Raw genomic sequence first — 26,651 nt, forward strand, 5'->3', positions numbered from 1 at the left:
AACCTGTCAATCAAAGCATGCTATAAAGCCCCTACATCCTAATTAAGGGCAAGGAGAAATCCCTGGCCGAAAAAGCCAGGGACCACAATTAATTTAAACTTCTATCAATCGCTTTCCAAAACTCCTTTGCTACAATTCTATAGCCTTCCTCGCTGAGGTGGATATCATTTGGATTTGGAAGGTAAGTTTCGAAATGCTTGGCAATCACCTTCTCTGTTGGAACAAAAGTATCTCCATTGATTTTTGCAATGGTTTCAATCGTTTGATTCAAGGCTCCCAGCATTGGTCTAAGGGAAGCTTGCTGTTCTTCCGGAAGGTATGGGAAGGGGTTATAGTATCCCATTACATAAACATCAGCATGGGGATTTAATTCGTCGATCGTTTTTAAAATAAGGAACAAGTTACTCTGCACTTCTCCCAATGCTGACTGGATCTTAGCAGGATCATTCGTCTTAATTGCCCGTAAAAGATCATTGGCTCCTATATCCATCGTGATTACTTCAGCACCTCTTATGGATTGTTTGACATCTTCCCTGGTCAGGACATCCTTTAAAAGCTGGGCAGAAACATATCCAGGAACCCCATGATTGTCTAAATCCCCAGTATACTGAGATTGTTCAAATCTGGACTTTAAAAACTCCCCATATCCGGGACCTTTTTCACCATATGGAGTCCATCCTGCGGCTAAGGAGTCTCCAAGGACGACTAAATCTGCCACCTTCTTTTCGGGTTTTGCCATCACGCCACCCGGCAGGCCTACCAGCAATGATCCAGCGATCAAGAAACCGGTAATCTTTTTTGATAGAAACATTTAGATTCCACCCCATTCGTTCTTTATTAAGTACAGTTCAATTTTAACAGAATCCATGAACAAAAGGTAGAATATTCAGTTAATTATTCCGTTTTAGAACCTATACTAATATGAAGAAGCTTTCCCGTGGATAGCGGACACTGATAAAAAGTGCCACTATCCGGGGTAGAGTTCACATATAGTTGCATGTTTTGTTTCGTAAAAACCTTTGAGTGGTGACAGAAACTCTTATATAAAATCTCTTATCTTTCTGCTCTCTTCGCCAGGGTCACTGCTTCCAGTAATTGCACTTCCGACAATGGCAATATCAACGACACTATTCTTCAAGGAACCTATGGTTTTATCAGAAATTCCTCCTGCAATAGCAACCTCAATATTATCAAGGCCATCTACCAAATGGTAAAGTGACGGATCTGCCAGCGCCCCTTCCTTCTGCATGTCTTTTCCTACATGCAGGCAAAATAGGTCGACTCCCAGCTCATGAAGTTCCCGAACGCGCTCCCTGTCGGTAACACCCAGCAAATCTATCATGATCCTCTTTCCGTACTGTTGGGCGACCTCAAGTGTTTCAGCGACAGTCTTGTTATGCGAGAAAGCCATAACCGTAATAATATCGGCTCCTGCTTCAAAGGCTTGCTTCGCTTCATGCCGGCCTGCATCACAGGTTTTCATGTCGGCCACAACAGTGTTATGAGGATAGGCTTCATTGATTTCGCGAACAATTTCCATACCATATTCCTTTATTACACCTGTACCTATTTCGATCCATTCGATATTGTCTGCAGTCTTTTCCAAAATAGAAAAGCATTGTTCCTTTGTTAATCGGTCAAGTGCAAGCTGAATCTTCATAGCTGCCTCCTAAAATAGCAAACATCCACAAGAAATGCTTCTCGTGGATGTTTTGCTTTATATCATTTTAAACTCCTGAATAAGCCATAAATCCGCCATCCACCGGCACGGTTACACCCGTCACAAACCCTGAGTATTCTTCATCTGTCAGCCACAGAAGTGCGCCAAGCAGGTCTTTCGGCTGGCCAAAGCGCTTCATTGGCGTATGGGCGATGATTTTCTTGGAACGGTCTGTATGTGTTCCGTCTTCGTTGAGAAGCAGGTTGCGGTTTTGCGATGTCAGGAAAAACCCTGGTGCAATCGCATTGACCCGCATGCCTGTTTCGGCGAAATGGACGGCCATCCACATCGTGAAGTTGTTGATTGCCGATTTGGCTGCACTGTAGGCAGGCACCTTCGTCATCGGCGAGTATGCGCTCATCGATGAAACGTTGATGATGACGGGAGCTTCCTGTTTCAGCAGCTCCTTGCCAAACACCTGGCATGTCAAAAAAGTTCCGATGAAGTTCGTATCAAACACTTTAGAGAATCCGGAAGCATCCATATCGAAAAAGGATTTCTCTGTTGATTCCTCATCATACTTCTCCACTGCCGTAATCGCGTCAGGATGATTCCCGCCTGCGCCATTAATCAAAATATCGACACTGCCAAACTCGGAAACTACCTGATCTTTTGCCGCTTCAAGGGAGGCACCGTCAAGTACGTCTGCCGCAACTGCAATCGCTGACCCGCCAGCTTCGTTGATTTCTGCTGCGATGGCCTCGCCTTTTTCCGCAGTGCGGTTCAGAATCGCAACTTTGACGCCATGCCTTGCAAGCTCTCGTGCCATTTCGGAGCAAAGCACTCCGCTTCCTCCAGTAATGACGGCTGTCTTACCATTCAGATTTTCATGGATCGGAAACATCGTATCCCTCCTATTTCGAGGCTTGATATGCATCCCATAACCCGTGAAGGTACATGATGCCTAGCGCCCTGTCATATAAACCGTATCCTGGTCTGCACACCTCGCCCCACAGATGTCGGCCGTGGTCTGGACGAACGTAGCCGTCGTATTGGATATCTGCCAGTTCTTTCACTACGCCTTTAATATCGATTGAACCATCCGTTGTCAGATGGGAAGTTTCAATGAAATCGCCATTTTCATAGATCTTCACATTGCGAATATGGGCGAAAGGAGACTTATGCGCAAATTCCTTCGCAATCGCAACCATATCATTCTCAGGATTCGCCCCCAGCGAACCTGTGCAGAAAGTGATTCCATTCGATGGAGAATCTGAGATGGAAAGCAGCTTCTCAAGGCTAGCTCTGCCCGTCATGATACGAGGTAAACCAAAAATCGACCATGGCGGATCATCCGGGTGGATTCCCATCTTGATTCCAGCTTCTTCAGCAACCGGCAGGATCTCTCTGAGGAAGTAGCCAAGGTTCTCCCATAGGTCTTCCTCTGTTACATTTTCATACGCTGCAAACAATTCCTTGATTCGTGCCAGTTTTTCCGGCTCCCATCCTGGCAGCGTCAAGTCAGAGGCTGAAGAAACGGTGTCGATCAACTCCTGGGGATCCTGGTTTTCTACTTTCGCTTTTTCGAAAAATAAAGCCGTGGATCCATCAGGAAGCTCCTTGAACAAATCGGTTCGCGTCCAGTCGAAAATCGGCATGAAATTGTAGCAGATCACCTTGACACCAAACTCACCAAGATTGCGGATTGTTTGCTTGTAATTCTCGATATAACGCTCACGGTCTTCATTACCCAGTTTAATCGCTTCGTGGACATTCACACTCTCAACGACTTCTCCATGGAAGCCAAATGACTGGATGTAGTCCATTTCCGCTTTGATTTCTTCCTTTTCCCACACTTCTCCTACCGGCTTTTGGTGCAGCGCCCAGACGATGCCTTTTACACCAGGAATCTGTCTGACATGATCAAGAGTGACCGTATCATTATCGCGGCCATACCAGCGAAATGTCATATTCATGATGCGTTACCTCCTGATACTGCTTCGGTGTATTTACGGCAAAGCTCCGTCACGCCTTCTTTTCCGGAAGAACGATATGCCTTGTTCAGGTCACTGCCAATTCCTGCTGCAACCGCACCAGCACCAAGCCAATCGGATACATTATCAAGGTTGACGCCGCCTGTCGGCATGACGCGAACCTGTGGCAGTGGCCCATTGACCGCGCCAATGAATGATGGGTCGAAACGGTTTGCCGGGAACAGTTTGACGATGTCACAGCCACTTTCAATCGCCGTAACGATTTCGGTAATCGTCATGCAGCCTGGCAAATATGCAACAGAATAGCGATTGCACAGTACTGCGATATCCTTGTTAAAATTCGGGCTGACCACGAATTTAGCTCCGCTTAATATCGCATGGCGGGCTGTTTCCGGATCAAGTACTGTTCCTGCACCCAAAATTGCATCTGATCCTGACAGCTCCTCGAATACTTTGGCAACATCAGGAGTCGTATAGGTTAATTCAATGGCCCGGAAGCCGCCTTCGATGGCACCTTCCGAGATTTGAATCGCTTCTTCTGCCGTCGCGCCGCGGACGACAGCGACGACCTTGGATTCAGACAATTGCTGTAGTGTTTCTATTTTCAAGTTCATCAAATCGCCCCTATTCAAACACAATAACTGCTTTGCGTACTTCACCCGGATTCTGCTCTACAAATGTAAAAGCTTCTTTTACCTGCTCAAGCGGGAACTGGTGGGTGATAAAACCATTCCCTTTCAGTCTTCTGTCATTAAGTAAGTTGACGACCTTGCCGAACTGGTTCGTCTGCAGACGAGAGCCGACAATCGTCACTTCCTTTTTCGTGATCGGCAGCTGCGGAATCTGTGATGGCCGCTCATCAAAGCCCAGCACTACGACTGTGCCTGCTGGCGAAACGACATCGACACCAAGCTCAAATGTTGACGGAAGGCAGACTGCATCAATCACTACGTTCGGGCCGTCACCGTCCGTCAGTTCCATTACGCGTTCGGCCACGGATACTTCACGGGCATTGATGATTTCATCTGCACCATTCTCCCTGGCGAATGCAAGTCTTTCCTCTTCAAGGTCTGTGATGATCACCTTTGCTCCTTGAAGCTTCGCCATTTTTAAAATGCAGATCCCAATCGGACCGGAGCCCTGGATCAATACGGTATCCCCTTCTTCAACACCGCCGCGCCAGACAGCCTGTGCACCGATCGTGAATGGCTCTGCTAAAACAGCTTCATCCCAACCAAGGGAAGGATCAACCACATGCAGCTGTTTTTCCGGCAGCACGAAAGATTCGCGCATTCCGCCATCTTCGTGGACACCAAATACGGACAGTGACTTACAAACATTCGTGCGGCCTTTTCTGCAAGCATAGCACTCACCGCAGTAACGGATTGGTTCAACCACCACATGGTCTCCAGGTTTTACATTTTTAACTGCAGAGCCTACTTCAACTACTTCCCCGGTAACTTCATGGCCAGGGATTCGCGGATAAGTGGCCAGCGGATTCGTGCCATGGTAGATATGCATATCGGATCCGCAAATGCCAACACGCTTTACTTTTACAAGAACATCTTCCGGATTCTTTATAACGGGCTGTTCTAGCTCTTGAATTACAAGTTCCATTGCTTGAGGAATTTGGACTGCCTTCATTTTTTAAAAACCACCTATTCAAATAAGCTTGGTAAGAAAAGTGAAACTTGCGGCACGAACGCAACCAGCAGCAATACCACTAAGCTGACGCCAAGGAAAGGAACGAGTTCCCTCGCTGTCCTGCCAATCGGTACCTTGCCGATCTGGGAAGCAACGAAAAGACATACACCAACTGGAGGTGTAACGAGGCCGATGACAAGGTTAAGGACCATCATGACACCAAATTGGACTGGGTCCATTCCAACTTGTGCAGCAACCGGCATCAATACCGGGAACAAAATGACAAGCGCAGCAATCGTTTCCATGAATGTACCTACGAATAAAAGCAGCAGGTTGATCAGCAGGATGACGACAATTGGATTTTCAGAGATACCAAGAATCGTATCAGCCACTAGCTGTGGAATCTGTTCGCTTACCATTATCCAGCCAAACAGGTTGGCAAAACCGACGAGCAGCATGATGGAAGCGGTCGTTGTCATGGTAGACAGCATGATGCCAGGGATCTTTTTGATCGGCAATTCTTTATAAACAAAGATTCCGATTACAAGTGCGTAGATAACCGCAATAATCGATGCCTCTGTTGGCGTGAAGTATCCGCCAAGAATGCCCCAAAGGATGATGACCGTCATGAACAATGCCCAGAATGAGCCCATGAAGCTTTCGAAAATGACTTTTAAGGATTTTCTTTCACCTTTTGGATAGTTACGCTTAACTGAAATAATGTAAGTAGGAATCATCAAACCGAGTCCAAGCATTAGTCCAGGCAGCGCTCCCGCTAAGAACAGGTCACCAATCGATACAGAAGCTAATGTCCCAACAATGATCATTGGCAGGGACGGCGGGATGATTGGTCCGACCGTTGAAGACGATGCAGTAACTGCAGCAGAAAAGCCAGGACCGTAGCCTTCCTTTTTCATTGCAGGAATCATGATCGCGCCGATGCTTGCTGTATCCGCAAGCGCCGTTCCGGAGATCCCGGCAAAGCCCATGGATGAACCAACGTTCGCCAATCCCAGGCCGCCGCGGACATGTCCGAAGAGGTTATTCGCGAACTTGATGATTCGGTCCGTGATCCCGCCGGCGTTCATCAGGTTACCTGCAAGGATAAATCCCGGAATACACAGCAATACAAAGGAATTCAGTCCGGCAAACATTTTTTGGGGAATGATGGTTAGAGGAATATCTGCCAGGAACAAATAGATCAAGGAAGACAAACCGAGGCTAAAAGCAACCGGCACGCCCAAAAAGATCAGCACTATGAATGAAATGAATAAAACGGCCGCCATTATAACTCTCCTCCATCGATGTCTGACTTGAAGTCTACTTCATTACGAATCAACTTAACGATTTTAACAATAGAATAAAATGCTAATAGAATTGACATAATCAAGATGGCTGCATGGATTGCAGACATTTTAAACGGCATTGTCGCTGAGGTTTGTGTGCCGACCAGCGTGAAGTCGTAGCCTGTCTTGATCATGACTCCGAATAGCACCATCAACACTGCGTAAATCCCGATTTCGTAAAAACGCCTGAAATGATGGGACATTTTCGTCAGGATCATATCAACATTGATATACTCCCCGCGGAGCAACGCGAGCGGAGCGCCGAAGCAAATGGCATAAATGAATAAATATCGTGTCAATTCCTCAGTCCAAATCGCTGTATAAGGCAGATAGCGGGACATGATCTGTACCATCACGACAACGATGACACCAGTTAAGCTGACAACAGTTAAAAACGCCAACACCGTATCAAGCCATTTACGAATTTTCATGGTTCCATCCCTTCCTTAAAGGAAAGGCACAGCCGGCTGCAATAGCCGGACAGTGCCTTATCAGAATTACTTCGTTTCAAGAATCTTTTCGTATAATTCATATTGTTCTGGCTTCAACGAAGCTTTGATTGCAGGAATCATTGCTTCACGGAATGCATCCTGATCCACATCGACAAACTTCATGCCTTCGCCTTCAAGATCCTTTTCGATTTGAGCGATTTCCTTGTCATACAGGTCAGCTCCGAACTGCTGTGCTTCAGCTGCTGCTTCTTTTACAGCTTCTTTCTGCTCGTCATTCAGTGCATCGAACTGCTTGTTGCCAACAAGGATGTAAATCCATGAGTAAACGTGCTCAGTGCGGTTCACGTAATCTTGTACTTCGTAAAGTGCGCCACTCTTGATCAGGTCAACCGGGTTTTCCTGTCCATGGATTACGCCTTGCTGAAGTCCAGTAAATACTTCATTGAAGTCCATTACCTGCGGCTTTGCACCTGCAGCTTCCCATACCTTCAGGAACAATGGAACGTTTGGTACACGCATGCTGAAACCTTTCAAATCTTCCGGTGAAGTGATTTCTTTGTTGGATGTCAGGTTACGCGGTGCGCGAGTGTGATAGTACAAAGGTGTCAGGTTCGCTTTTTCAGAGATTTCCGCTTCAATCTGCTCACCGATTTCACCTTCGACAACTGTCTTAACATGGTCCAAATCACGGAATGCGTATGGTACAGCCATCAGCGCAGCTTTTGGTGCCCAGTTTTGCAGTGTTTCTCCAGAGATGACCATGTCTGCAGTTCCAGCCTGAATCGCGTTGATTGTATCTGTTTCCCCGCCAAGTGAGTTGTTTGGATAGATTGTGATATCAATGCTGCCGTCAGTTTTTTCTTCTACAAGCTCTTCGAATTTCTTAGCTGTTTTGTGCCAGATGTGATTTTCGTCAGCAAGGTGGCCGAACTTCCACTTGATGACATCCCCTTTGCTTTCGCCGCCAGCTTTTTCAGAATCGCCAGAGCCACAAGCTGTCAACAATAGTGATGCTGCCAAAATACCTGATAAAAATTTTGCCTTTTTCATGAACATTTTCCTCCCCTTAGTTCCTTAGATTATTTTTTTAAAAATTCATACACAGTGGAAGCAATCGTAATTCCGTTTTGGAGATTTCTTTCCTCATTCATCTGTTCAATTTCGCCAGGCACAAACACTTGTGAGAACCCTGGTGCAGGTTCTGACTGGCGAATTTCCGCCATCATCTGGTCCATGCCTTCAAGGAAAGCATCCGCATCTGTGAAGAATGCAGGGTTGATGGCGCAGAAGTAATGGCCAAGCTTGCGCTTCTTATCAAGGTCGCCATACATTTTAGCCACATGCGGACCAAATGCCGCGCCTGCCAGCAGGCCTGAAAAGATATCGACAATCATGGATAATCCGTAGCCTTTAGGCCCGCCGAATGGCTGGAGTGAGACAACTTTGGCAGGATCAGTCACCGTTTCACCATTTTCATCTACTCCCCATCCTGGAGGAATCTCCTTGCCTTCTTCCTTGTATTGAAGGATTTTGCCAAGCGCTACATTGGAAGTAGCCATATCCAGAATGAACGGTTTGCTCGTTTTGGCTGGAACACCATATGCAATTGGGTTCGTCCCGAGGAACGCTTCCTTTCCGCCAAATGGAACGACGATTTTATCCGTGTGGGTCATCGCGATGCCGATCACGTTTTGTTCTGCCGCTTCCTCGACAAAGTAGCTCAGTGCGCCACAGTGGCTGCTATTAATGGCTGTCACCATGCCGATACCATTTTCCTTCGCCATTTGAATCGCCTGTTTCATGGCGACATCGGCGATCACGTGGCCGAACCCGTCATCCCCGTCAACAACGCCTGTAACTGGTCCCGTTTTATTGAATTTGATATCCGCATTTGGATTGATTCCGCCAGCATTCAGGCGGTTCACATAATGCTCCGTGCGGAGAACACCGTGTGAGTTGACATTGCGAAGGTCTGCATGGACAAGGATTTCAGCCACTTTTACTGCGTGCTCCTTGTTCAAGCCAGCCTCGCCAAGTTTGTTTACAACTAGCTCTTTCGCTTCTTCATGTGAAATCGTTACTGTTGACATTCCTTGCCCCTCCTATTCCAGATTGGAATGGTTCTTTCTTAATTCTTCGTTCGTTTTGCCTTCTGCCAGACTGTCGATGATGGCTGCATCCAAGATGAGATGTGCGGCCTGATCGAACTGGTTCCCGAGCGGCTGGATTGTTTCTGGCTCACCCTCGATACGATATTTCGTCGCCGCCGGAATTCTGATCCCCCCTGAGATGAAGGGCAGCTGCAATGCTTCCTCGTTTGTCGTAACAAGGAAGACCCGAGCTCCTGTCTCATGGGCACTTTCTGATATGTTCAGTGCTTGCGCGGTTTTACCCGAACCAGACATGACTACTAAAATATCATTCTCTTGTATAGCCGGAGTAGTCGTTTCTCCGACAACATAGACTGTTTTGCCACTATGCATCAGCCTCATGGCGATCGCCTTAGCCACGAAACCCGAGCGCCCCTCCCCTGTGAAAAAGAAGCGTCTGTCTTCTTTTAAAAGTTCAACGAAGGAAGCGTATTGCTCAGCTTCAACGTTCATGCATACGGCCTGCATTTCTTTTAACACTGTTGTGATCGTATTCATGGCACTCCTCCGATCAGCGTTCAATGACCGCTTCATTGTTTACAAAAGCGCTTACTTCTTCATAATAAGGAAGCCCCTCATTATCCCCTGAGACCGTGGTGACAAGTGCACCGACTCCGTTTGCGAAGCGGAGAAGCTGTTCTGGGGTGAAGCCTTGAAGCCAGCCGTACACAAAGCCTGCATCAAAGCCATCTCCTGCTCCAACCGTGTCAATCGGATTTACCTTGAAGCCAGGCGCTTCAATCCACTCACCATTGCGATACATTCTCGAACCATTCGCTCCATCCTTGATCACGAGATCCTTGATTGCGAATTCATCTGCAAACTTTCCAAGCTCTTCTGCTGAATCCTTGCCAATGATCAGGCGGATTTCATCCAGTCCGGTAAGGAGGATATCAACATAAGGAAAAATCTCATTGTATGCCTTGCGCGCATCTTCGATTGTCCAAAGCTTAAGCCTGATATTAGGATCGAAGGAAACCGGAATACCTTTTTCCTTGGCGACTTCGGCCAACCTTTTAGCAACCTTCACATTATTTGAATCAATGGCCATGAACACACCGGTCAGATGTAGCAAATTCACTCCGTCAAGCCAGTCTTCCTGTACCTTTTCAGGAGTCAAGGTCGTAATCGGCGAGTTATACCGGTAGTAAAACGTCTTACCGGATCCGTCACCATTGATTTCTTTAAAATTTAGTGAGGTCGGATAGCCTTCCACGAGCTTCACTTCGGAGACATCGACACCCTCTCCGCGAGTGAAGTTGTAAATCACCCTGCCGAACTCATCCTTGCCCAGCCTGCTGACCCATTTGCTGTGCAGGCCAAGTCGCGCACAGCCAATCGCGAAGTTCAGCTCCGCTCCGCCTACTTTTCTATTAAATCTTTCTACAAAGCGCAGGGGGCCTTGCACAGATGGATTGAATGTTATCATTGCATCTCCGATGGTCAAAACCTTATACCGATCTGGCATTGTTCTTCTCTCCCAACACTTGCACGGACTCCCGTTCTACTAATACGGGGTCGTACCTTCTAATTTCATATGAATCTTCTATTTCCCCTTCGGCAATCAGGTTGAACAGCGTTTCGGCCGCATCCTTGCCAATTTGGAAGGTAGGCTGCTTGATCGCAGATATCGGCGTTGCCGCTATTTCGAGGAAATCGGAATCATCGACCGCGATAACGCTTACATCTTCTCCGATTTGAAGTTTCTTTTTTCTTAAAAACTTGAGCAACTCAATCAAGGAAAGGTCATTTGTCGCAAAAAATGCTTCTGGCCTGTCTTCCTGCTCCCAGAGCTTTTCAAGCGCCGGTACGATTCCCTTCCGGTCAGCTGCGATGATCCAGCTTTCGTTTGGTGTGATACCGTTTTCAGTAAGCGTTTTCTTTGCACCGCTGATACGCTCCACCCTCGGGGATACCTTCTGGGTGATCGACATCGATACCGTTCCGATTTTCGTGTGTCCCTTTTTCAGGAGCTCTCGAACCGCGACCTCAGCTGCCCTTTCATTGTTCAGCATCAACGTCGGATAAATCGGCTGCTCCACTTTCCTGTCTACGAATACAACCGGGAAGTTCGAACGCTTCAGCTCTTCATACAAACAAAGATTGTCGGCCGTCGGGAAGATGATCAGGCCATCAACCTGCTTTGCGAGCAGCATATTGATGTAATCACGTTCCTTCGCCGGATTGTCATCGGCATTGCATACGAACATATGAAACTGGCTTTCTTCACACGCATCCTCAATCGCCCGGATGATCTCCGTTGAAAACGTGTGGAGAATGTTCGCCACAATCACGCCAATCGTCGATGACTTCTTTTGCTTCAAGCTCTTCGCGACGAAGTTCGGGATATACCCAAGCTCGCGAATCGCTTCCTGGATGCGGAGTCTTGTCGGCTCCGCCATAAACTCATATCGGTTATTTATGTACTGAGAAACCGTACTTTTCGAAACGCCCGCCTTCACAGCCACATCCTGCATAGTTACTTTTTTCATAAGAATCCCTTCTTTGAATTCTCTATAAACCGATTTAGTAAAACGGTTTAGTAAACCGGTTTAGTAACAGTATAAATGAAACCCCTTACAAAAATCAATCAGTAATTTCTAAAAATTTTGTTTGTTATTTTTTCCAAAACAGAGGGACGGTTCTAGTGTTTCGTGAAACACAGAACCGTCCCTCTGTTTTTTATTCAGATGTTCACTGGCAGCACACCAACACCGTCAATCAAACTCAAAATCTAAATTCTACTAATTTTTTTCTCTTTTCATCCAATGTCTGAACGACTTCTGAATAATCTTCTAAATCTTTACCGAGTTTTTCTTTCCGATCCAAGGTCATTCTTGTGACTTCTTTTGGACTTGGGCCGCCCTGGATGTTCCGGATTTCGATGAAGTATTCGGGTGAGATGATTTTTTGCCATTCTGCTTCTGTTAAAGAAACATCCACAAATTCTTTAATGACTGTATTTATATCGTCAACGTTCCACTCGTACAGTTCTCTTGCTTCCTTAACGGTCTGCTTGGAGATATGGCTGGCGATGGAGTGTGCTTTCCTGAATGGCACTCCATAATCGCGGGCAAGCGTATCAGCAAGCTCTGTAATCGTGATGCTTGATTTCTTCGCCATTTCCTTCGTATGATCTCCGTTCACCTTCAATGTCGCAATTACGGCATACATCAGCTTCCATACTCTGTTCGCATTGTTAAATGCTCGGTACAAGTGAGGCTGCAGATCGTCTTCTGTATCAACGATATCGCCGAAAGGTGTATTGTGCACCATATTAAAAGCAGCCAGCGCATCACCATATGCGCTGCTTGCAATTGAACGCGAATGTTCAATCGACACCGGGTTCCGCTTTTGAGGCATGATGCTGCTGCACTGGACATACGGATCGGCCACATAAAACGAACCAAATTCCCTTGTGACATGCTGCAGGAAATCCTGGATCCATCTGCCGGTATTGACCATACTTGTCATCAAAGCAGACGCCGTCTCAAGCAGATAATCCCCACCGCCAATAGAATCATAGGAATTCTCGACAATCCGATCAAAGCCAAGCAACTCACAAGTCCTCTCGCGGCTGATCGGGAAGCCTGTCGTTGTCAAAGCGGCCGCTCCAAGCGAAGACTGATTCACCGTCCGGTAGGCGGACCATAAACGCTGAATATCCCGAGCCAAAACGTCATAAATCGCAAGGAAATAATGGCCGAGTGTAGTCGGCTGCGCAGGCTGAGTATGCGTGTAGCCGGTTATGATCGTGTCTGTATGGCGTTCAGCCTGCTCAAGCAAAGTCTCGCTTAGCTGATAGGCGCTCCCGAGCAAGTTAACGAGATGCTCACGCAATACCAAACGATACATTGCTACACCCATATCATTACGGCTGCGGCCAATATGGATTTTGCCAGCGAGCTCTGCTCCAATTTCCTCGCCAATTTGCGCTTCCATCATGAAAAACAAGTCCTCAAATTGCGGCTGATAGCTTAACAGCCCCACATCCGTCTGCGCGACCTTATTGATTCCTTCAAGCATCACTTTCGCTTCAGCCTCTTCTATGATTCCTTGCTCAGCCAGCATAATCACATGCGCCCGGTGGATATCAAACATGACATGGAACAAGTAATCTCGCTGGTCGTTGAAGACGGGCATCAACAGCTCTTCCACGTATGTTTTCCCGGGGAAAGCAGCCCCTTCATTTTTAATAAACTCTTCAAGCTTGTTCATATTTTCATCTCCGATTCTATGACTATGCTTTTTTGTACCATTATGATAAAGACTGTTCTGCCTTCACCCCGAAGAACCTGTTCGAGATCAGAAGGACAACCGCAATCAAGGTTATCTGGATCATTCCATACGCAGCTGCCTGCCCCATATTGAACATCCGCAGCTGGTTCATGATTTCAATCGAAATCGGGCGGTTCGAAATTGTATAAAGCAATACCGATGTTGGGAATTCACCGACAGATTCAACAAATGCAAGCAATGTCCCGGAGAGGACACCCGGCATAATGATTGGCAAAATGACTTTCCTGAATGTATAGAACCACTTTGCCCCCAGGCTCCTAGAGGCCTCCTCAATCGAATCATCGAGCTGCTCGAGCACCGCATTGGTCGAACGGACCACAAGAGGAATATGCCTGATAAAATAAGCAAGCGGCAAAATCCAGAACGTGCCGACAAGTATATTTCCGAACGAAAAGATATTCGGCTCATTAAAAGCAAAGATCAAGTTCATCCCGATAACAGTTGCCGGCAATGCCCATGGAATCATTACGAGAATATCGACGAAGCTTTTGCCGACAAACTTCCTCTTAACAAGCACATAGGATGCCAGCACACCGAATACGAGATTCCCTGCCGTAGCGATGAACGACAGAATCAAGCTGTTTTTCAAAGGCTTGAAGATATTCGGGTCCTGCAGCAGCAATCGGTAGTTTTCGAAATTGAAAACTGAAGGATATGTCTGCCATGTCCAGGTCCCATCCGGCACGAGCGACAATAGTAAAATAGTGAAATGCGGCAATAGCAGAATGATGACGCCTATCACACCAGTTGCCACCATCGTCCACTTCAGCAGCGGATTATTGACCTCGCTGCGATGAGCCCCAATCCCCTTAGATGCCATCCTGTAGTCCTTCCGGTTCTGATACCAGCGCATGAACAACAGGAACGAGATCGAAACAATCGACAGAATGACCGATTGAGTCGCTGCTACCTCCATATCTCCATTAATCTTGGAAAAATAGATTTGCAGACTCAGGACCCGAAACCCGCCGGCCAGCAGGAATGGTGCACTGAAGGAAGCCATCGAGATCATAAACACCAATAACGAAGCAGCAACTATGGCCGGAGTCAGCAACGGGAATGTCACCTTCCAGAACACCTGAAAACGGCTTGCTCCGAGGTTATACGCAGACTCCTCAAGCGATGGATCAATTTTATTGATCGCCGAGGAAACCGTCATGTAAAAATAAACATACATCGTATAGGCGTGGACGATCAGGATTCCTGATACGCCGCCAATTTTAAAAGGAACCTCATCCAATCCGAATAAATCCTTAATTGCGTTCGGGACGAGGCCAGTTTCCCCATAAAGAAACATGAATGCCATAACCCCTACTAATGAAGGCAAAACAATCGGCATGATCGCAGCGGTTGCGAAAAAACCTCTGCCCGGAAAGTCAAATCGATTAAAAATAAAAGCAAGCGGTATCCCTATCGCTGCACTGACCAAAACGCTGAGCACCGAGATGTAAACGGAGTTCCACAGCGCCTGCAGGTTAGTCTTCGATTCCTGTGTGAAAAAGTCCTGATAATTCCCGAACGTCAATCCTCCATCTTTATGAAAGCTTTCAAGAATCGTACGAACAGAAGGATAGAGAACATAGGCAATCAAAACAAGCAACACTGGAATGAGCAAATATAACGTCAGCCTGTTATCACGGTTCTTCATCATGACGCATCACCGCTCAGCATCGGAATCAGTCTGATTTGGTCCTCAGGCATCTCGACCCATACATCAGCTCCCGGTTTCAGGTTTGCCGACACATGGTTCAGCAAATTCACCTCAAGCAGCAGACCATTGACCCGCACTTTGACAAGGATGATTGTGCCAAAAAACTGCACATCTTCAACCTTCCCTTTAAAAACATTTGGACGGTCAGCTTTTTCCGTAAGGATCCTTATTGATTCAGGGCGAATAGACAGCGCCAATTCACCTTCTTGAGCACTCTGACTAAAATTAAACGGAGTATTATGTACAACAAATTTATTCATATCTGGATTCTCAATCGCAGAAACGGTAATCCGGCTTTCATCAAGCTGATCCACTTTTACAGGCAAAAGATTGATCTCGCCTATAAAACTAGCAACGAAATCATTTGCAGGCTCATTGTAAATCTCGGATGGAGTCCCAACCTGGTGACAGACACCAAAGTTGAAAACAGCGATCCGGTCACTCATCGACAGTGCTTCTGCCTGGTCGTGGGTAACATATATCGTGGTAATCTTGTATTCCTTTTGCAGTCTGAGAATTTCGCTCCGCATTTCGTCACGAAGCTTTGCATCGAGGTTACTCAATGGCTCATCCAGCAAAAGGATTTCTGGTTCAATCACCAATGCCCTTGCAAGAGCAACCCTCTGCTGCTGTCCTCCACTCAACTGGCTCACCTGACGATCGGCGTACTGTTCAAGCCTTACCTTGCGAAGCACATCATGCACCCGCGTTTTTACTTCTTTGGAGCCAATCTTTCTGACCCTCAATCCAAAGGCTACATTTTCAAAGACCGTCATATGAGGAAAAAGGGCATAGTTTTGGAAAACCATGCCCGTATTTCTTTTTTCTGGAGGTACACGCGTCATATCTTTATCGCCAAATCGGACCATACCCTTGGTAGGATAGTAAAATCCCGCAATCATCCTTAGAGTCGTTGTCTTGCCGCAGCCACTTGGCCCGAGGAAAGTGAAGAACTCGCCGTCCTTGATTTCCAGGTTCAAATGATCGACCGCAATTACTTTACCGAAGGCTTTTTGGACATTTTCTATTTTTATCGACGCCATACCACACACTTCCTATTCTTTGATTTCTTTATCTCCACTCTTAATGTTTTCATCCCAATACTTCATCCACGCATCGCTGTTGTCCTGGAACACTTTCCAGTCAATATCCATCGCCTTGATTTCTGTATCCGTGATCCACTTAGGAAGATCCGTTACATCATCTCTCGTAGGGATGCGGTAGTATTTTTCCGCTAAAAGCTTTGCAGCTTCAGGCGTATTCACGAACTCATAAAATGCTTCGGCAGCTTTCTGGTTCGGACCATTTTTCACGATCGCAATTCCCTCAGTCAATACAGGCGTGCCGCTTTCAGGAACAATGAATTCAAATGGATAGTTCTTGTTTTCCTTCAGCATGACGACATCCGGCATTGCCCAAACAGATACTGAACCTTCACCCTTGGCAACCTTGTTGTACATCATTTCAGGGTTTGCGGAGTATTCCTTCGTGTTTGCATCAAGCTTTTCGAGCCATTCATATCCTTTCGCCGGGTCATTGCTGTCTTTGAAATCGCGGTAAATCATCGCGGAGAAGATGGTTCTCATTGTTCCGGAAGCGAGTGGATAACGGATGATGATTTCATCCTTCCATTTAGGATCAAGCAATTCATCCCAATCCTTTGGCGCTTCTTCCTTTGTCAGCTCTTTGCTGTTGTACATAATGACTTCAGGTGTCTGGCTTGTTCCTGACCAGTGCCATTCTGCCTCATGGAATCCATCAGCCAGGGCTCCAGAGTAGGAAGGCTCATATGGCTGTAAAAGTCCTTCATCCTTAGCCTGGTCAAACATGACAGATGGTGCTCCCCACCAAACATCTGCCTGCGGGTTGTTCTTTTCCGAACGGACACGGTCCAGGACTTCCTGGGAGCCCATATCAAGCCATTCAACATCCACATCATATTCAGCTTCGAACTGTTTCTCAAATTCTGATAAAATATCTTTACCATGCGGAGAATAGATGACCACTTTTCCTGTTAGATCACTATCCTTTTTGTCCCCTGCCGGTTTGCTGGAGCCTTCTTCAGAGCTGCAAGCTGCCAGCAATAAGGATGCAGATAAAGTTAGTGCAGTGATAATCAAAACTTTTTTCTTGTGTTTCATGGAAATTCCCCCTCGTTAATGGTATTTAATCAAACTTTCATGCTCCCTCATGAATAGCGATACTGCACCAAGAACCCCTGCATTATCACCCAGTTGGGAAGTTTTCAGCTGGACTGAACTAGGAAGATACTGATTTACAATCTCCTGCAGCTTCGGCAAGATGAATTCGGATGATTTTAAAACACCACCTCCTAAAATGACAACCTCTGGATTTAGCAAACTAGCAGCATTCACAATTCCATAAGCTAAATGCTCGATCGCTTCCTCAATGACTTTCAGGGCAATCTCGTCACCTGTCTTCGCTAGTTTGAATGCCGTTTCCCCAGCCAATTCAGATGCAAGTGCCTGCTGGTGCAAAGGATGTTCCGGCTCCTTCTGGATGCATTTCGTCAGCCTGTCTCCAATCGATTTCCCGCCTGCCACACTTTCAAGGTAGCCGTAACGATGGAAAATCGGCTTGAACTCATTCTTCATATGATTCTTGTCGGTGACCATGTAGCCAATCTCCCCAGCCGCACTGGATGAACCTCGATACAGCTGGTTGTTGATGATAATGCCGCTGCCGATTCCTGTGCCAACTGCGATGAACAATACATTTTGTTTTTCGCGTGCATTCCCAAGCCACTGTTCTCCAAGTGCGGCCACGTTGACATCATTGTCCACATGGACCGGGAACGGAATATGCCGCTCCGCTTCTTTGATAAAAGGATATCGAACCCAATTCAAGCTTGGCGCCTCGACGACGATTCCGGTTGTTGTTTCTGTAATCCCCGGTACCCCAGCGCCCATTCCCAAGATTTTCTCGACTTCAAGTCCTTCTGTTTTTACCATGTAGTCAATTTCTTTTGCAATCTGCTTCAGCAGCCCTGATTCAAGGTACTGGCAAGTGTTAAAACTTCTGTTTGCGATAATGTTCCCATTCAAATCGCAAATAACAGTCTTCACCTTCGTCCCGCCAATATCCGTCCCGATTATGTAAGCCGCCTTTTCATTGAAGTATAGCTGGATCGGCCTTCTGCCACCTTGTGATGTCGATTCGCCAATCCCTTTTTCAAAGATCCATCTTTCCTGAATCAATTCATCGACCAATAATGAAACCGTTGGTTTGCTGATATTGATTTTCGCTGCAATTTCAGCCCTTGAGATCGGTGAATTTCCCTGGATGCACTGAAGCACTCTTTTTTTATTGAGTGATTTCAGCTGCACAGTTGTTCCACTTACGTTCATAACATCACGGCCTTAATTTCTTTTTGGTTAGTAAGATTTACTAATTAACTAGAAATATACATTAATTTGGAAACGTTTACAACCGTAAAGTTCAGAAAATTTTAAATCCTGTCTCTTAAACGTATATTTTACAAAAGTGGGATTTATTCTGGATCTTCCCTTCCCTATTTTTATAAATTATCCAGTTAGTTCCATTTACCCAAACTGTTTATAGATAGAAATTCTCATTTTTAATTTTCTGATAATTTATGAATTTACAATATTATCTAACTATGTTTACCTTTTAGTTAGGTGTTACATCTGTTGTTAGTTAGGCAGATTAACTAACCTACGATTACATAAAAGAGGAAGGAGTGTTCAGGATTTCTTTTTCAAACCACAAAATGAAAGGGGTTACAAAAATGCGAAAGTTTATCATGAGTATGCTTTCTTTGCTCCTCATCGTATCCATGGTGCCTTTAAGCGGAACAGCTGTCGAATCCCAGGAGCATGATGTTGACCTTTGGAACGAAATAAAGCCACTTGATACAACTGTTACCTTCTTGAATACCGGTGCCCATCCAGATGATGAGCGCAGTGACTTTTTAGCGTACCTATCAAGAGGACTCGGTGTAAAAACGGCCAGCATGATCGCCAACCGCGGTGAGGGCGGCCAAAATGAAATTGGCAATGAATTGGGGAACGCACTCGGGATCATCCGTTCCCGCGAAATGATTGAAGCTTCTAAAATCACCGGCGTTACTGCTTATCATTTGAGCGACACAACATCCGATGCCATCTACGACTTCGGTTTTTCAAAAAGCCCTGTTGAAACATTGGAAAAGTGGGATGAAGATGTCACGTATGAGCGTTTAATCCGGTTTATCCGCACATACCAGCCGGATATCGTCATGCCATCCTTCAGAGATACCCCAACACAGCATGGACATCATCGCGCAATGGCCATCCTGAGTGAAAAAGCTTTTAAAGACGCAGCGAACCCTTCCGTTTATCCAGAACAGTTAACAGAAGGCTTGTCGGTATGGCAGACTAAAAAGTTCTTCCTCCCTGCTGCTTCACCAGCTACTGCCACAACTTCTATTGAAATCGGTATGTACGACCCGATCTACCAGATGTCCTATCCACAGCTGGGAGAAGAATCCCGCTACATGCACAAAAGCCAGGGAATGGGAAATGACATTCCTGTCGCACCACGACAAACTCATCTAGAACTGCTTTTCAGCAATGTTGACACAAACGGCAGCAATGAACTTTTCGCAGGCATACCTTATGACTTTGCAGAATGGGCAAAAACGCTGCCGAAAAACGCGAATGGATTGTCCGTCCAGTATACGAATTTCCAGAAACAGCTTGAGTCGATCATTGCTTCCTATCCTGACAGAGGAGCAGTCTTCACTCAAACACAAAAAGCCTTAAAAGATGTCCACCGTCTAGAAAAGATGACAGAAAAAGCGAAGCTTGATGACGAGCTTAAATCTGATTTACTTAACAAGCTAAGCCTGAAAGCAGATCAGCTTCAGGAGGCAAGCTTTGTTTCTTCCAGCCTTGATGTAAAAGCAGAAGCTCCATCTACTGTGGTTACAAAGGGCGAAGACACAACAGTAACGGTTACCTTGCAAAATAATGGAGAACATGAATTGGAGCATACAGCAGTTGAATTATTGGCTCCGGAAGGCTGGAGCGTTGCTTCCAGCGGGAAGGTAAAATCATTGGCGCCAGGCGAAACAGCTACCCTTTCTTTTGACGTTTCCGTCCCGGAAGATGCTGAGTTCTTCCACGCATACCAGGAGCCAGTTTTACAGGCTAAAGTCTCTTATAAGAACGATGGCGCTGAGGTTGAACAAGTGAAGCAACTGGAAGGTACCATCGCAGTTCTGCCAGATGCTGCAGTGACTTTGAATCCAGAGGACATCATCGTCAATACAGCAAATGTCCAAAGTGAAATCCCGGTGAAGGTAAAAGTAAAGAACTATTTTAACGGAGCTTCCCAGGCTGCTGTTTCCTTGAAAGCACCCGCAGGCTGGGTAGTGGAACCGGAATCAGCAAGTGTTGATTTCAGCGCCCAATTTGAGGAAAAAGAAGTCGCGTTTACCCTTTCACCGCCGGAAAGCATTCAAACAGGAGATTTCAAGGTTGATGCAGAAGTTTCTGTGAATGGCGAAACATTCAAATCAACAGTCCAGGAGATCAAGTATGACCATATCGGAACGTTCTATTATCAGTATCCTGCCCAGGTGAATGGCGTAGCATTTGAACTGCTGACAAACGATGATTTGAAGGTCGGTTATATCGACAGCGGCTTCGATCTCGTGGCTGATTATTTATCGAATGCAGGCTTGGATATCACGAAATTGACCGAATCCGATATCGCGACGAGCGATTTAAGCCAGTACGACACAATCGTAGTCGGGATCCGCGCTTACTTATCAAGGGCTGACCTGCTTGTAAACAATGCCCGCCTGCTTAAATACGTAGAAGATGGCGGACACTTAGTCGTCCAATACCACAAGCCGGATGATAAATGGAACAAAGATACAACTGCACCTTATCCATTGACGATTGGAAATCCATCCATCGCCTGGCGGGTAACCGATGAAAACGCAAAAGTGAACATCCTAAAGCCAGAATCACCGCTGTTCAACTATCCAAACAAAATCAATGACAGCGACTGGGACAACTGGATTCAGGAAAGAGGACTCTACTACCCTATGGCATGGGGACCACAATATGAAACATTCGTCAGCATGGCCGACCCAGGTGAAGACGCATTCGACGGCGGCATCCTGATGGCCAACTACGGCAAAGGAACCTACCTATATACAAACCTAGTATTCTACCGCCAAATCCAAGGCCAAGTACCAGGCGGATACCGAATCTTCACCAACTTGATCAGCTACGGATCAGAGAACTAGAAAAACACAGGTAAAAACACGGGGACGGTTCTAGTGTTTCGCGAAACACTAGAACCGTCCCTACCTTTTTCCAAAAACAGGAGAACCGTCCCTCTGTTTCCCTCTGTTTCAATTATACCTTTAGTATATCCCTAAGAGTCTCAGTGAGTTCTTTGTTCTTCAGAACGTTCATTAGGCCTTTTTTCTTGTAACTCCCGCTTTCATAGACCCTTATGAGCTCTTGTTTTAAATGCTTATTCCCTTTTCTTTTAGTTTCCCTGCCGAGAATTGAGGCAGCATTCTCCTTAATTTCATGATTAAAGTTACCTTCAAGTATTTCCACCAATCTTTGTAGGAGTGTCTCGTTTATTTTTACTCTAGGAAACGCTGGTTCATAAAGTATTATTCTCGTAGTATCAACCAGTGTCTCTTCATCTGATGAAAAAAGGTCACGGAGGATTTGTTCTTCTGCGTCATGATTAGGTAGAGAATTGTAGAGTGCCTCTCTTAATCCCCTAATCGAAAATTTCCTGTTGGGAGCATTATAATCCTCAAGTATCCCCCTAATTCCATCTCTTATCTGTAGAATTCCTATCTGAGCTTGTTCTACAACATCCTTATTATTAGATTTAACAGATTCTAGAAATGAGATGGCTTCTTCGGATTCCAGAGAGCCTGCCACAGCCAGGTCGACTATTTGGGCTGAATCCTCCTGCCGATTAAATCTCTTAATAATGTTATTCAAAAGGACTTCTTTTTTTTCTTTGTCCAACTTGTCCATTACTCCTTGGGCATAGTCCTTTAAATAAAATATCTCATCACTAGTGGCCACATCCTCTACCAGCTCTCTCAATTTCTTACTTTTAGAATAGAGACTCATAGATAGAATCGTCATCTTTTCCACATTGCTCATGGATGGGAAATGATCAACAAGTACTGTTATATCCTCTTCTCTTTTTGCTAATTCCCTCGCAACATCATCAACCGTATCGGTTGTCACATTTGAAAGAACTTCCAATAGCACCTCATTACCCATTTGCATTTCCCTCCATAAAATCTACTAGTATCTTAAAACTATTCTAACCTTTGCCCCTACCTTTTTATAATTATTTAATTGTTTAAACCAGAATCAAGGCTGTTCAACAATCCAAACAAAATCATTAACAGCGACTGGGAAAACTTGATCCAGGAAAGAGGACTCTACTACCCGATGGCATAGGGACCAGAGTATGAAACATTCGTCAGCATGACCAACTACGAAATTGAGAACTGTACCAAGTGAAACACAGGGACGGTTCTAGTGTTTTAATAAACTTAAACCGTCCCGCCCTTTTTCCAAAAACAGGAGAACCGTCCCTCTGTTTTTCCTAACTGCTCTATATCATTCTAGTGCCTTTTTCTCATTTATTTAGGGAATCTAAATATTCGACGAATTCTGACACCTTTTCTCTATCGGCTTGATTAATATAGTCATTGGAGTTAAATCTACTATTTCTTGAGGAGTGACTGAAATCTATGAAAAGAAAAAAGGTAATTGCAGGATTAAGTGTACTGGCTTTATGCGCGTCATTGACTGCTCCGACGTTCGCGTCCAATTCACCAAACGGGAATCTTTACAACGAAAATCAGGTGTACTCCGTAAAAGGTTATACTGACTACGCTCAAATGGTGAAGCGTCTTCAGCAAATTGAGGCGAACAGCCAGGGCAGAGTTTCTTTAGAAGTGGTTGGCCAGTCCAATCAGGGCAGAGACATTTATCAGGCAAGAGTCGGGACTGGGGAAAAAGTGGTTTTGATTGAGAGTGAGATCCACGGAAATGAAAGCACTGGAACCGAAGCGCTGTTAAGCATCCTTCAATATCTGGGATCAAGCAATTCACCTGATGCCCAAAAAATCCGTGATGAAATCACACTTGTGACTCTTCCTAAAATGAACCCGGATGCATCCGAACTGGATCGCCGAGGCAATGATATGTCATGGGAAGAAGTCGTCCAAGCCTTCCCGCAGCTGGCAGAGGCTGCAGGCCCTGCCTGGAATTACTATAATAATCGCATCTTGCAGGACAGGGATTACACCGCCCGACCTGGCTTTGATGTAAACCGTGACTTTAATCCAGATCTTAACTATGTCCCACAGGCTTCCGACTTCCCAGGCAACTCAAGCAAAGCGGGCTGGTACATCACCCCTGAATCACAAACGGTACGCGATGTTTATAAGTCGCTACAGGCTGAGTTTGGAAAGGTAGATGTGTTCATCGACCTTCACCACCAGGGACAGTATTACGTGGAAGGTACAGATGATCTTGTCACAATGTCCCTTTCAGCTGACTTCGTTCCGGATCCAAACACACCGGCCGGAGCCAAGTACGCCCAGTATGCGGACAACTACAATTTCGAGTTCTCTAAGCAACTGAATCTGGCAGCATACAACGCGCTGCAATCGTTGGGTGAAAACTCACCATTCAACAACATCAGCCTTTACAGCCAGAACCTTGATCTTCCAGGCACTGCGCTCGGCAGCTTCGCGTTGAATGGAAGCGGAACCGTCCTTTTCGAAGTACGCGGCCAATCTCATACATTAGGCAACAAGAAAAAGGGCCAGCTTGTTAAAGCTGTCGAAACCGGACTGTATGGGATTATCAACGGAGTCGTGGATGGCTCTGTTGAAGACTTAAATGCTGCGGATTATGATAAAATTCCGAAGACTGCCTACCAACCTGGATTATAAAAAGATAACACCAAAGACGAAAGGCACCCCCAATCTGGAGGTGCCTTTCGTCTTTGATTAGGAAGGATGTACAGCCATCCCAGAATGAACCTTAACAAATCACTTCATTTATTATTAAACCCTCACTTTTTCCAAAAACAGGAGAACCGTCCCTCTGTTTCAATACCCTGTTTCGATCATTCTGATGAAGTCGGTTAATGTGTGTTCTTGGAGGATCATGATGCGGGGGAGTTCGTATCGTTCGCTTTGGTCTGTGCTGATTCCTCCTCCTACTTTGAAGGCTCCTTTGAAGCCTAGTTCTTCTAGGATGGAGATTGTGTCTGCGTTATAGTTTCCGTATGGATAGGCAAAGGCGTTGGTGGTTCTGCCTGTCAGCTCTTTTAGTGCGTTTGTTGTTTCGTTGATTTCTGCGTACTGCTGGTCCCTGCTTAATTCAGCGAGGAATGGATGGGTAACGGTGTGGTTTTGGATATCCACTCCGTTTTCCATTACTGTCAGAAGCTCGGATGACGTCATATTCCAGTTGCCATCCACCCAGCTTGACACTGTAAATTGAGTGGCCTTCATTCCATACTTCTGCAAGACTGGATAGACATATGGATAAAAGTCGTTTGAATTGTCATCAAATGTCAGCAGGATCGGCTTCTTGGGCATCGCTGCTTTCTTGTCGAGAATGTTGAAATATTGCTTCATCGTTAAAGTCCGATAGCCGTTCTCATGAAGGTAAGCCATATGTTTTTCAAATTCTTCAAGACTGAATTGATAGGGATTATTCGGGTCAGGATCAGGTTTAACGACATGATAGAGCAAGACCGGAATTTCAACCTTTTCAGTCTGTTTAGCGCTAGCTGGCAACTGGTATTGAGTATTCGCAATTAGGATTAGTGTCAAAGCCAAGAACAGTCCTTTAATTTTTTTCATTCGCATTGTTCCCTCCTGCTAAGAGCTATTTCAGTTGAAACGACAGAATCTAAATTACATCTTTGCACCTCAAAACCAACATAACACGTCTACTTTGTTGTTCAAAACAACAAAGTAGACGTAAAAGAACCTAAAGAAATCAAAAACTATAAGTTTAGCAACCTGCTCGCTTCTTACCTCTTAGTCAATAATAGCCCAATAAGCCGGCTTTACATTGTAGTCCTTATCAAAAACAAATGGCGCGTCTACTCCTACCCCATTATTGTATTCTTCTGCACGGTCATTCAGCCAAGTATGGTTGTCAGCAACACCCCAGAAAGTTACGCTGCTAATTTTATCTCCCAGTTTCTCGTATAGCTGGAACAACTGATCATAGCGCACGGCCTGGCGTTCGAATTCACTTGCAGGAATTTCGTCATATGCAGGAAAAGCAGGCCTTGGCGGCCATCCATATAGGCTGACATCCAATTCTGTTATTTGGTTATCAAGTCCCAGGCCAGCAAACAGGTTAATCGAATCTTCAATTTCCTGAAGAGATGGCCAGCCGATTTGGATATGAGCCTGATGACCGACTCCATCGATAGGTACACCAGCGTCAACCAGTTCCTTCACCAGATTGTACAAATGGGTTCTTTTTGGTTCTACTTCCGTGTTGTAATCATTAATGTAAAGCTTAGCATCTTTGGCAGCAAAACGGTTCGCTGTTTCAAATGCGACCTTGATGTAATCTGTCCCGGTGATTTGATACCATGGCGATTCACGCAAGCCTTTATCATTAGGTGCGTATTCATCAATCACTTCATTGACAACATCCCATGAACTGATATCATTTTTATAGCGCTTGACGACCGTTTTAACATGGGTCTCCAATCGCTTAAGCAAGAGCTTTTTATTCTTTTCACGTTTCTTCGGGTCTGTTACATCGACCATCTTGTTCCCTTCTTGATCCAGGAAGAACCACTCTGGAACCTGGCTGTGCCAAATGAGCGTATGGAAGCGCAGCTCCATGTCATTCTCTTTAGCAAATTGGACGATTTTATCCGCTTCCTCGAAGGTGAACTTCCCTTCTTCAGGCTGAATATTAATCGGCTTCATTACATTCTCAGCGACAATGCTGTTATAATGACGCTTCAACACTTCAGCGTTTTTTCCATCAAGCATGTAGGGCTCAACTGCTGCACCGATATCGAATGAATCCGCATACCTTTCATCAAGTTCAACTTCGACATCTAATGCACTGATCGGTTCAGCTGCTGCGACATTGGATAATCCGGCAGGTAAAAACAAGGCTAAAGCCAGTCCAGTAAGAAATGGTTTACGCAATACTTTTAACATGTTACGATTTCCCCTCTTTCTCGATTTGTTTTTGATTTTTTACAGACCTAACGAATTCTCCCCCCTTATACAATTTGCTTGCCAGGTAGAAAAGTAAGGGCTTTCATAAAGGTGTAAATAACAGCAGCTGTGACCTGACGTAAAATGATTATA

At 45.6% G+C, this 26,651-nt stretch carries 23 protein-coding genes; 2 read left to right on the forward strand and 21 right to left on the reverse strand.

What is annotated here, in order from left to right; all coding sequences use genetic code 11:
• Positions 1 to 88 precede the first annotated feature (88 nt).
• The 18 genes from EJA10_RS10750 to EJA10_RS10835 form a co-directional block, all read right to left on the reverse strand.
• Positions 89 to 811, reverse strand: a complete 723-nt coding sequence (locus EJA10_RS10750; RefSeq protein ID WP_125480007.1) for an SGNH/GDSL hydrolase family protein — start codon at positions 809 to 811, stop codon at positions 89 to 91.
• 228 nt (positions 812 to 1,039) lie between these two features.
• Positions 1,040 to 1,660, reverse strand: coding sequence for a 3-hexulose-6-phosphate synthase (gene hxlA, locus EJA10_RS10755; RefSeq protein ID WP_125480008.1), 621 nt, complete (start codon positions 1,658 to 1,660; stop codon positions 1,040 to 1,042).
• A 67-nt stretch (positions 1,661 to 1,727) separates the two neighbouring features.
• Positions 1,728 to 2,564, reverse strand: a complete 837-nt coding sequence (locus tag EJA10_RS10760) for an SDR family oxidoreductase (protein WP_125480009.1) — start codon at positions 2,562 to 2,564, stop codon at positions 1,728 to 1,730.
• Positions 2,565 to 2,574: 10 nt separating this feature from the next.
• Positions 2,575 to 3,636, reverse strand: a complete 1,062-nt coding sequence (gene uxuA / locus EJA10_RS10765) for a mannonate dehydratase (RefSeq protein ID WP_125480010.1) — start codon at positions 3,634 to 3,636, stop codon at positions 2,575 to 2,577.
• Positions 3,633 to 4,268: a bifunctional 2-keto-4-hydroxyglutarate aldolase/2-keto-3-deoxy-6-phosphogluconate aldolase gene (locus EJA10_RS10770; protein ID WP_125480011.1), complete on the reverse strand. Its 636-nt coding sequence runs from the start codon at positions 4,266 to 4,268 to the stop codon at positions 3,633 to 3,635. Before EJA10_RS10770 ends, uxuA begins: the two co-directional genes overlap by 4 nt.
• 10 nt (positions 4,269 to 4,278) lie before the next feature.
• Positions 4,279 to 5,298 (reverse strand): zinc-binding alcohol dehydrogenase family protein, encoded by a 1,020-nt coding sequence (locus EJA10_RS10775; protein ID WP_125480012.1) that lies wholly within the window; start codon positions 5,296 to 5,298, stop codon positions 4,279 to 4,281.
• A 14-nt stretch (positions 5,299 to 5,312) separates the two neighbouring features.
• Complete coding sequence (locus EJA10_RS10780; RefSeq protein ID WP_125480013.1) at positions 5,313 to 6,587, reverse strand: TRAP transporter large permease; 1,275 nt, start codon at positions 6,585 to 6,587, stop codon at positions 5,313 to 5,315.
• Positions 6,584 to 7,075, reverse strand: coding sequence for a TRAP transporter small permease (locus EJA10_RS10785; protein WP_125480014.1), 492 nt, complete (start codon positions 7,073 to 7,075; stop codon positions 6,584 to 6,586). Before EJA10_RS10785 ends, EJA10_RS10780 begins: the two co-directional genes overlap by 4 nt.
• A 66-nt stretch (positions 7,076 to 7,141) precedes the next feature.
• On the reverse strand, positions 7,142 to 8,146 hold the full coding sequence (locus EJA10_RS10790; protein WP_125480015.1) for a TRAP transporter substrate-binding protein: 1,005 nt from the start codon (positions 8,144 to 8,146) through the stop codon (positions 7,142 to 7,144).
• 29 nt (positions 8,147 to 8,175) lie between these two features.
• Complete coding sequence (allD, locus tag EJA10_RS10795; RefSeq protein ID WP_125480016.1) at positions 8,176 to 9,186, reverse strand: ureidoglycolate dehydrogenase; 1,011 nt, start codon at positions 9,184 to 9,186, stop codon at positions 8,176 to 8,178.
• Between the two features lie 12 nt (positions 9,187 to 9,198).
• Positions 9,199 to 9,744 (reverse strand): 6-phospho-3-hexuloisomerase, encoded by a 546-nt coding sequence (hxlB, locus tag EJA10_RS10800; RefSeq protein WP_125480017.1) that lies wholly within the window; start codon positions 9,742 to 9,744, stop codon positions 9,199 to 9,201.
• Between the two features lie 13 nt (positions 9,745 to 9,757).
• On the reverse strand, positions 9,758 to 10,714 hold the full coding sequence (locus EJA10_RS10805) for a sugar kinase (RefSeq protein ID WP_125480018.1): 957 nt from the start codon (positions 10,712 to 10,714) through the stop codon (positions 9,758 to 9,760).
• Entirely contained in the window at positions 10,698 to 11,738 is a 1,041-nt protein-coding gene (locus EJA10_RS10810; protein WP_125480019.1) for a LacI family DNA-binding transcriptional regulator, read from the reverse strand. The genes EJA10_RS10805 and EJA10_RS10810 overlap by 17 nt, the downstream gene beginning before the upstream one ends.
• Positions 11,739 to 11,973: 235 nt before the next feature.
• Entirely contained in the window at positions 11,974 to 13,464 is a 1,491-nt protein-coding gene (gene argH, locus EJA10_RS10815; RefSeq protein WP_125480020.1) for an argininosuccinate lyase, read from the reverse strand.
• Between the two features lie 40 nt (positions 13,465 to 13,504).
• Positions 13,505 to 15,196, reverse strand: coding sequence for an ABC transporter permease (locus EJA10_RS10820; protein ID WP_125480021.1), 1,692 nt, complete (start codon positions 15,194 to 15,196; stop codon positions 13,505 to 13,507).
• Positions 15,193 to 16,299, reverse strand: coding sequence for an ABC transporter ATP-binding protein (locus tag EJA10_RS10825; protein ID WP_125480022.1), 1,107 nt, complete (start codon positions 16,297 to 16,299; stop codon positions 15,193 to 15,195). Before EJA10_RS10825 ends, EJA10_RS10820 begins: the two co-directional genes overlap by 4 nt.
• 12 nt (positions 16,300 to 16,311) lie before the next feature.
• On the reverse strand, positions 16,312 to 17,397 hold the full coding sequence (locus tag EJA10_RS10830; protein WP_125480023.1) for an extracellular solute-binding protein: 1,086 nt from the start codon (positions 17,395 to 17,397) through the stop codon (positions 16,312 to 16,314).
• 15 nt (positions 17,398 to 17,412) lie between these two features.
• Positions 17,413 to 18,624, reverse strand: coding sequence for an ROK family transcriptional regulator (locus tag EJA10_RS10835; protein WP_246017757.1), 1,212 nt, complete (start codon positions 18,622 to 18,624; stop codon positions 17,413 to 17,415).
• A gap of 401 nt (positions 18,625 to 19,025) precedes the next feature.
• Between EJA10_RS10835 and EJA10_RS10840 the strand changes: the two genes are divergently transcribed.
• Positions 19,026 to 21,536, forward strand: coding sequence for an NEW3 domain-containing protein (locus EJA10_RS10840; RefSeq protein ID WP_125480024.1), 2,511 nt, complete (start codon positions 19,026 to 19,028; stop codon positions 21,534 to 21,536).
• 112 nt (positions 21,537 to 21,648) lie between these two features.
• On the opposite strand, the gene EJA10_RS10845 is transcribed toward EJA10_RS10840, so the two are convergent.
• Positions 21,649 to 22,551, reverse strand: a complete 903-nt coding sequence (locus tag EJA10_RS10845) for a hypothetical protein (RefSeq protein ID WP_125480025.1) — start codon at positions 22,549 to 22,551, stop codon at positions 21,649 to 21,651.
• Between the two features lie 479 nt (positions 22,552 to 23,030).
• On the opposite strand from EJA10_RS10845, the gene EJA10_RS10850 reads away from it, so the two are divergent.
• A complete protein-coding gene (locus tag EJA10_RS10850) occupies positions 23,031 to 24,242 on the forward strand; it encodes a M14 family zinc carboxypeptidase (RefSeq protein WP_125480026.1) in 1,212 nt (403 codons plus the stop codon).
• A gap of 159 nt (positions 24,243 to 24,401) precedes the next feature.
• On the opposite strand, the gene EJA10_RS10855 is transcribed toward EJA10_RS10850, so the two are convergent.
• Positions 24,402 to 25,163 (reverse strand): polysaccharide deacetylase family protein, encoded by a 762-nt coding sequence (locus tag EJA10_RS10855; protein WP_125480027.1) that lies wholly within the window; start codon positions 25,161 to 25,163, stop codon positions 24,402 to 24,404.
• 180 nt (positions 25,164 to 25,343) lie between these two features.
• On the reverse strand, positions 25,344 to 26,498 hold the full coding sequence (locus EJA10_RS10860; protein ID WP_125480028.1) for an endo-1,4-beta-xylanase: 1,155 nt from the start codon (positions 26,496 to 26,498) through the stop codon (positions 25,344 to 25,346).
• Between the last annotated feature and the right edge of the window lie 153 nt (positions 26,499 to 26,651).

The organism is Mesobacillus subterraneus (assembly GCF_003937825.1).
Taxonomy (GTDB): domain Bacteria; phylum Bacillota; class Bacilli; order Bacillales; family Cytobacillaceae; genus Mesobacillus; species Mesobacillus subterraneus.

Bases quoted from the DNA above. Each gene is read 5' to 3' on its own strand.
- EJA10_RS10750 (WP_125480007.1), bottom strand. From the start codon at position 811: ATGTTTCTATCAAAAAAGATTACCGGTTTCTTGATCGCTGGATCATTG.
- hxlA (WP_125480008.1), bottom strand. From the start codon at position 1,660: ATGAAGATTCAGCTTGCACTTGACCGATTAACAAAGGAACAATGCTTT.
- EJA10_RS10760 (WP_125480009.1), bottom strand. From the start codon at position 2,564: ATGTTTCCGATCCATGAAAATCTGAATGGTAAGACAGCCGTCATTACT.
- uxuA (WP_125480010.1), bottom strand. From the start codon at position 3,636: ATGAATATGACATTTCGCTGGTATGGCCGCGATAATGATACGGTCACT.
- EJA10_RS10770 (WP_125480011.1), bottom strand. From the start codon at position 4,268: ATGAACTTGAAAATAGAAACACTACAGCAATTGTCTGAATCCAAGGTC.
- EJA10_RS10775 (WP_125480012.1), bottom strand. From the start codon at position 5,298: ATGAAGGCAGTCCAAATTCCTCAAGCAATGGAACTTGTAATTCAAGAG.
- EJA10_RS10785 (WP_125480014.1), bottom strand. From the start codon at position 7,075: ATGAAAATTCGTAAATGGCTTGATACGGTGTTGGCGTTTTTAACTGTT.
- EJA10_RS10790 (WP_125480015.1), bottom strand. From the start codon at position 8,146: ATGAAAAAGGCAAAATTTTTATCAGGTATTTTGGCAGCATCACTATTG.
- allD (WP_125480016.1), bottom strand. From the start codon at position 9,186: ATGTCAACAGTAACGATTTCACATGAAGAAGCGAAAGAGCTAGTTGTA.
- hxlB (WP_125480017.1), bottom strand. From the start codon at position 9,744: ATGAATACGATCACAACAGTGTTAAAAGAAATGCAGGCCGTATGCATG.
- EJA10_RS10805 (WP_125480018.1), bottom strand. From the start codon at position 10,714: ATGCCAGATCGGTATAAGGTTTTGACCATCGGAGATGCAATGATAACA.
- EJA10_RS10810 (WP_125480019.1), bottom strand. From the start codon at position 11,738: ATGAAAAAAGTAACTATGCAGGATGTGGCTGTGAAGGCGGGCGTTTCG.
- argH (WP_125480020.1), bottom strand. From the start codon at position 13,464: ATGAACAAGCTTGAAGAGTTTATTAAAAATGAAGGGGCTGCTTTCCCC.
- EJA10_RS10820 (WP_125480021.1), bottom strand. From the start codon at position 15,196: ATGATGAAGAACCGTGATAACAGGCTGACGTTATATTTGCTCATTCCA.
- EJA10_RS10825 (WP_125480022.1), bottom strand. From the start codon at position 16,299: ATGGCGTCGATAAAAATAGAAAATGTCCAAAAAGCCTTCGGTAAAGTA.
- EJA10_RS10830 (WP_125480023.1), bottom strand. From the start codon at position 17,397: ATGAAACACAAGAAAAAAGTTTTGATTATCACTGCACTAACTTTATCT.
- EJA10_RS10835 (WP_246017757.1), bottom strand. From the start codon at position 18,624: ATGAACGTAAGTGGAACAACTGTGCAGCTGAAATCACTCAATAAAAAA.
- EJA10_RS10840 (WP_125480024.1), top strand. From the start codon at position 19,026: ATGCGAAAGTTTATCATGAGTATGCTTTCTTTGCTCCTCATCGTATCC.
- EJA10_RS10845 (WP_125480025.1), bottom strand. From the start codon at position 22,551: ATGGGTAATGAGGTGCTATTGGAAGTTCTTTCAAATGTGACAACCGAT.
- EJA10_RS10850 (WP_125480026.1), top strand. From the start codon at position 23,031: ATGAAAAGAAAAAAGGTAATTGCAGGATTAAGTGTACTGGCTTTATGC.
- EJA10_RS10855 (WP_125480027.1), bottom strand. From the start codon at position 25,163: ATGAAAAAAATTAAAGGACTGTTCTTGGCTTTGACACTAATCCTAATT.
- EJA10_RS10860 (WP_125480028.1), bottom strand. From the start codon at position 26,498: ATGTTAAAAGTATTGCGTAAACCATTTCTTACTGGACTGGCTTTAGCC.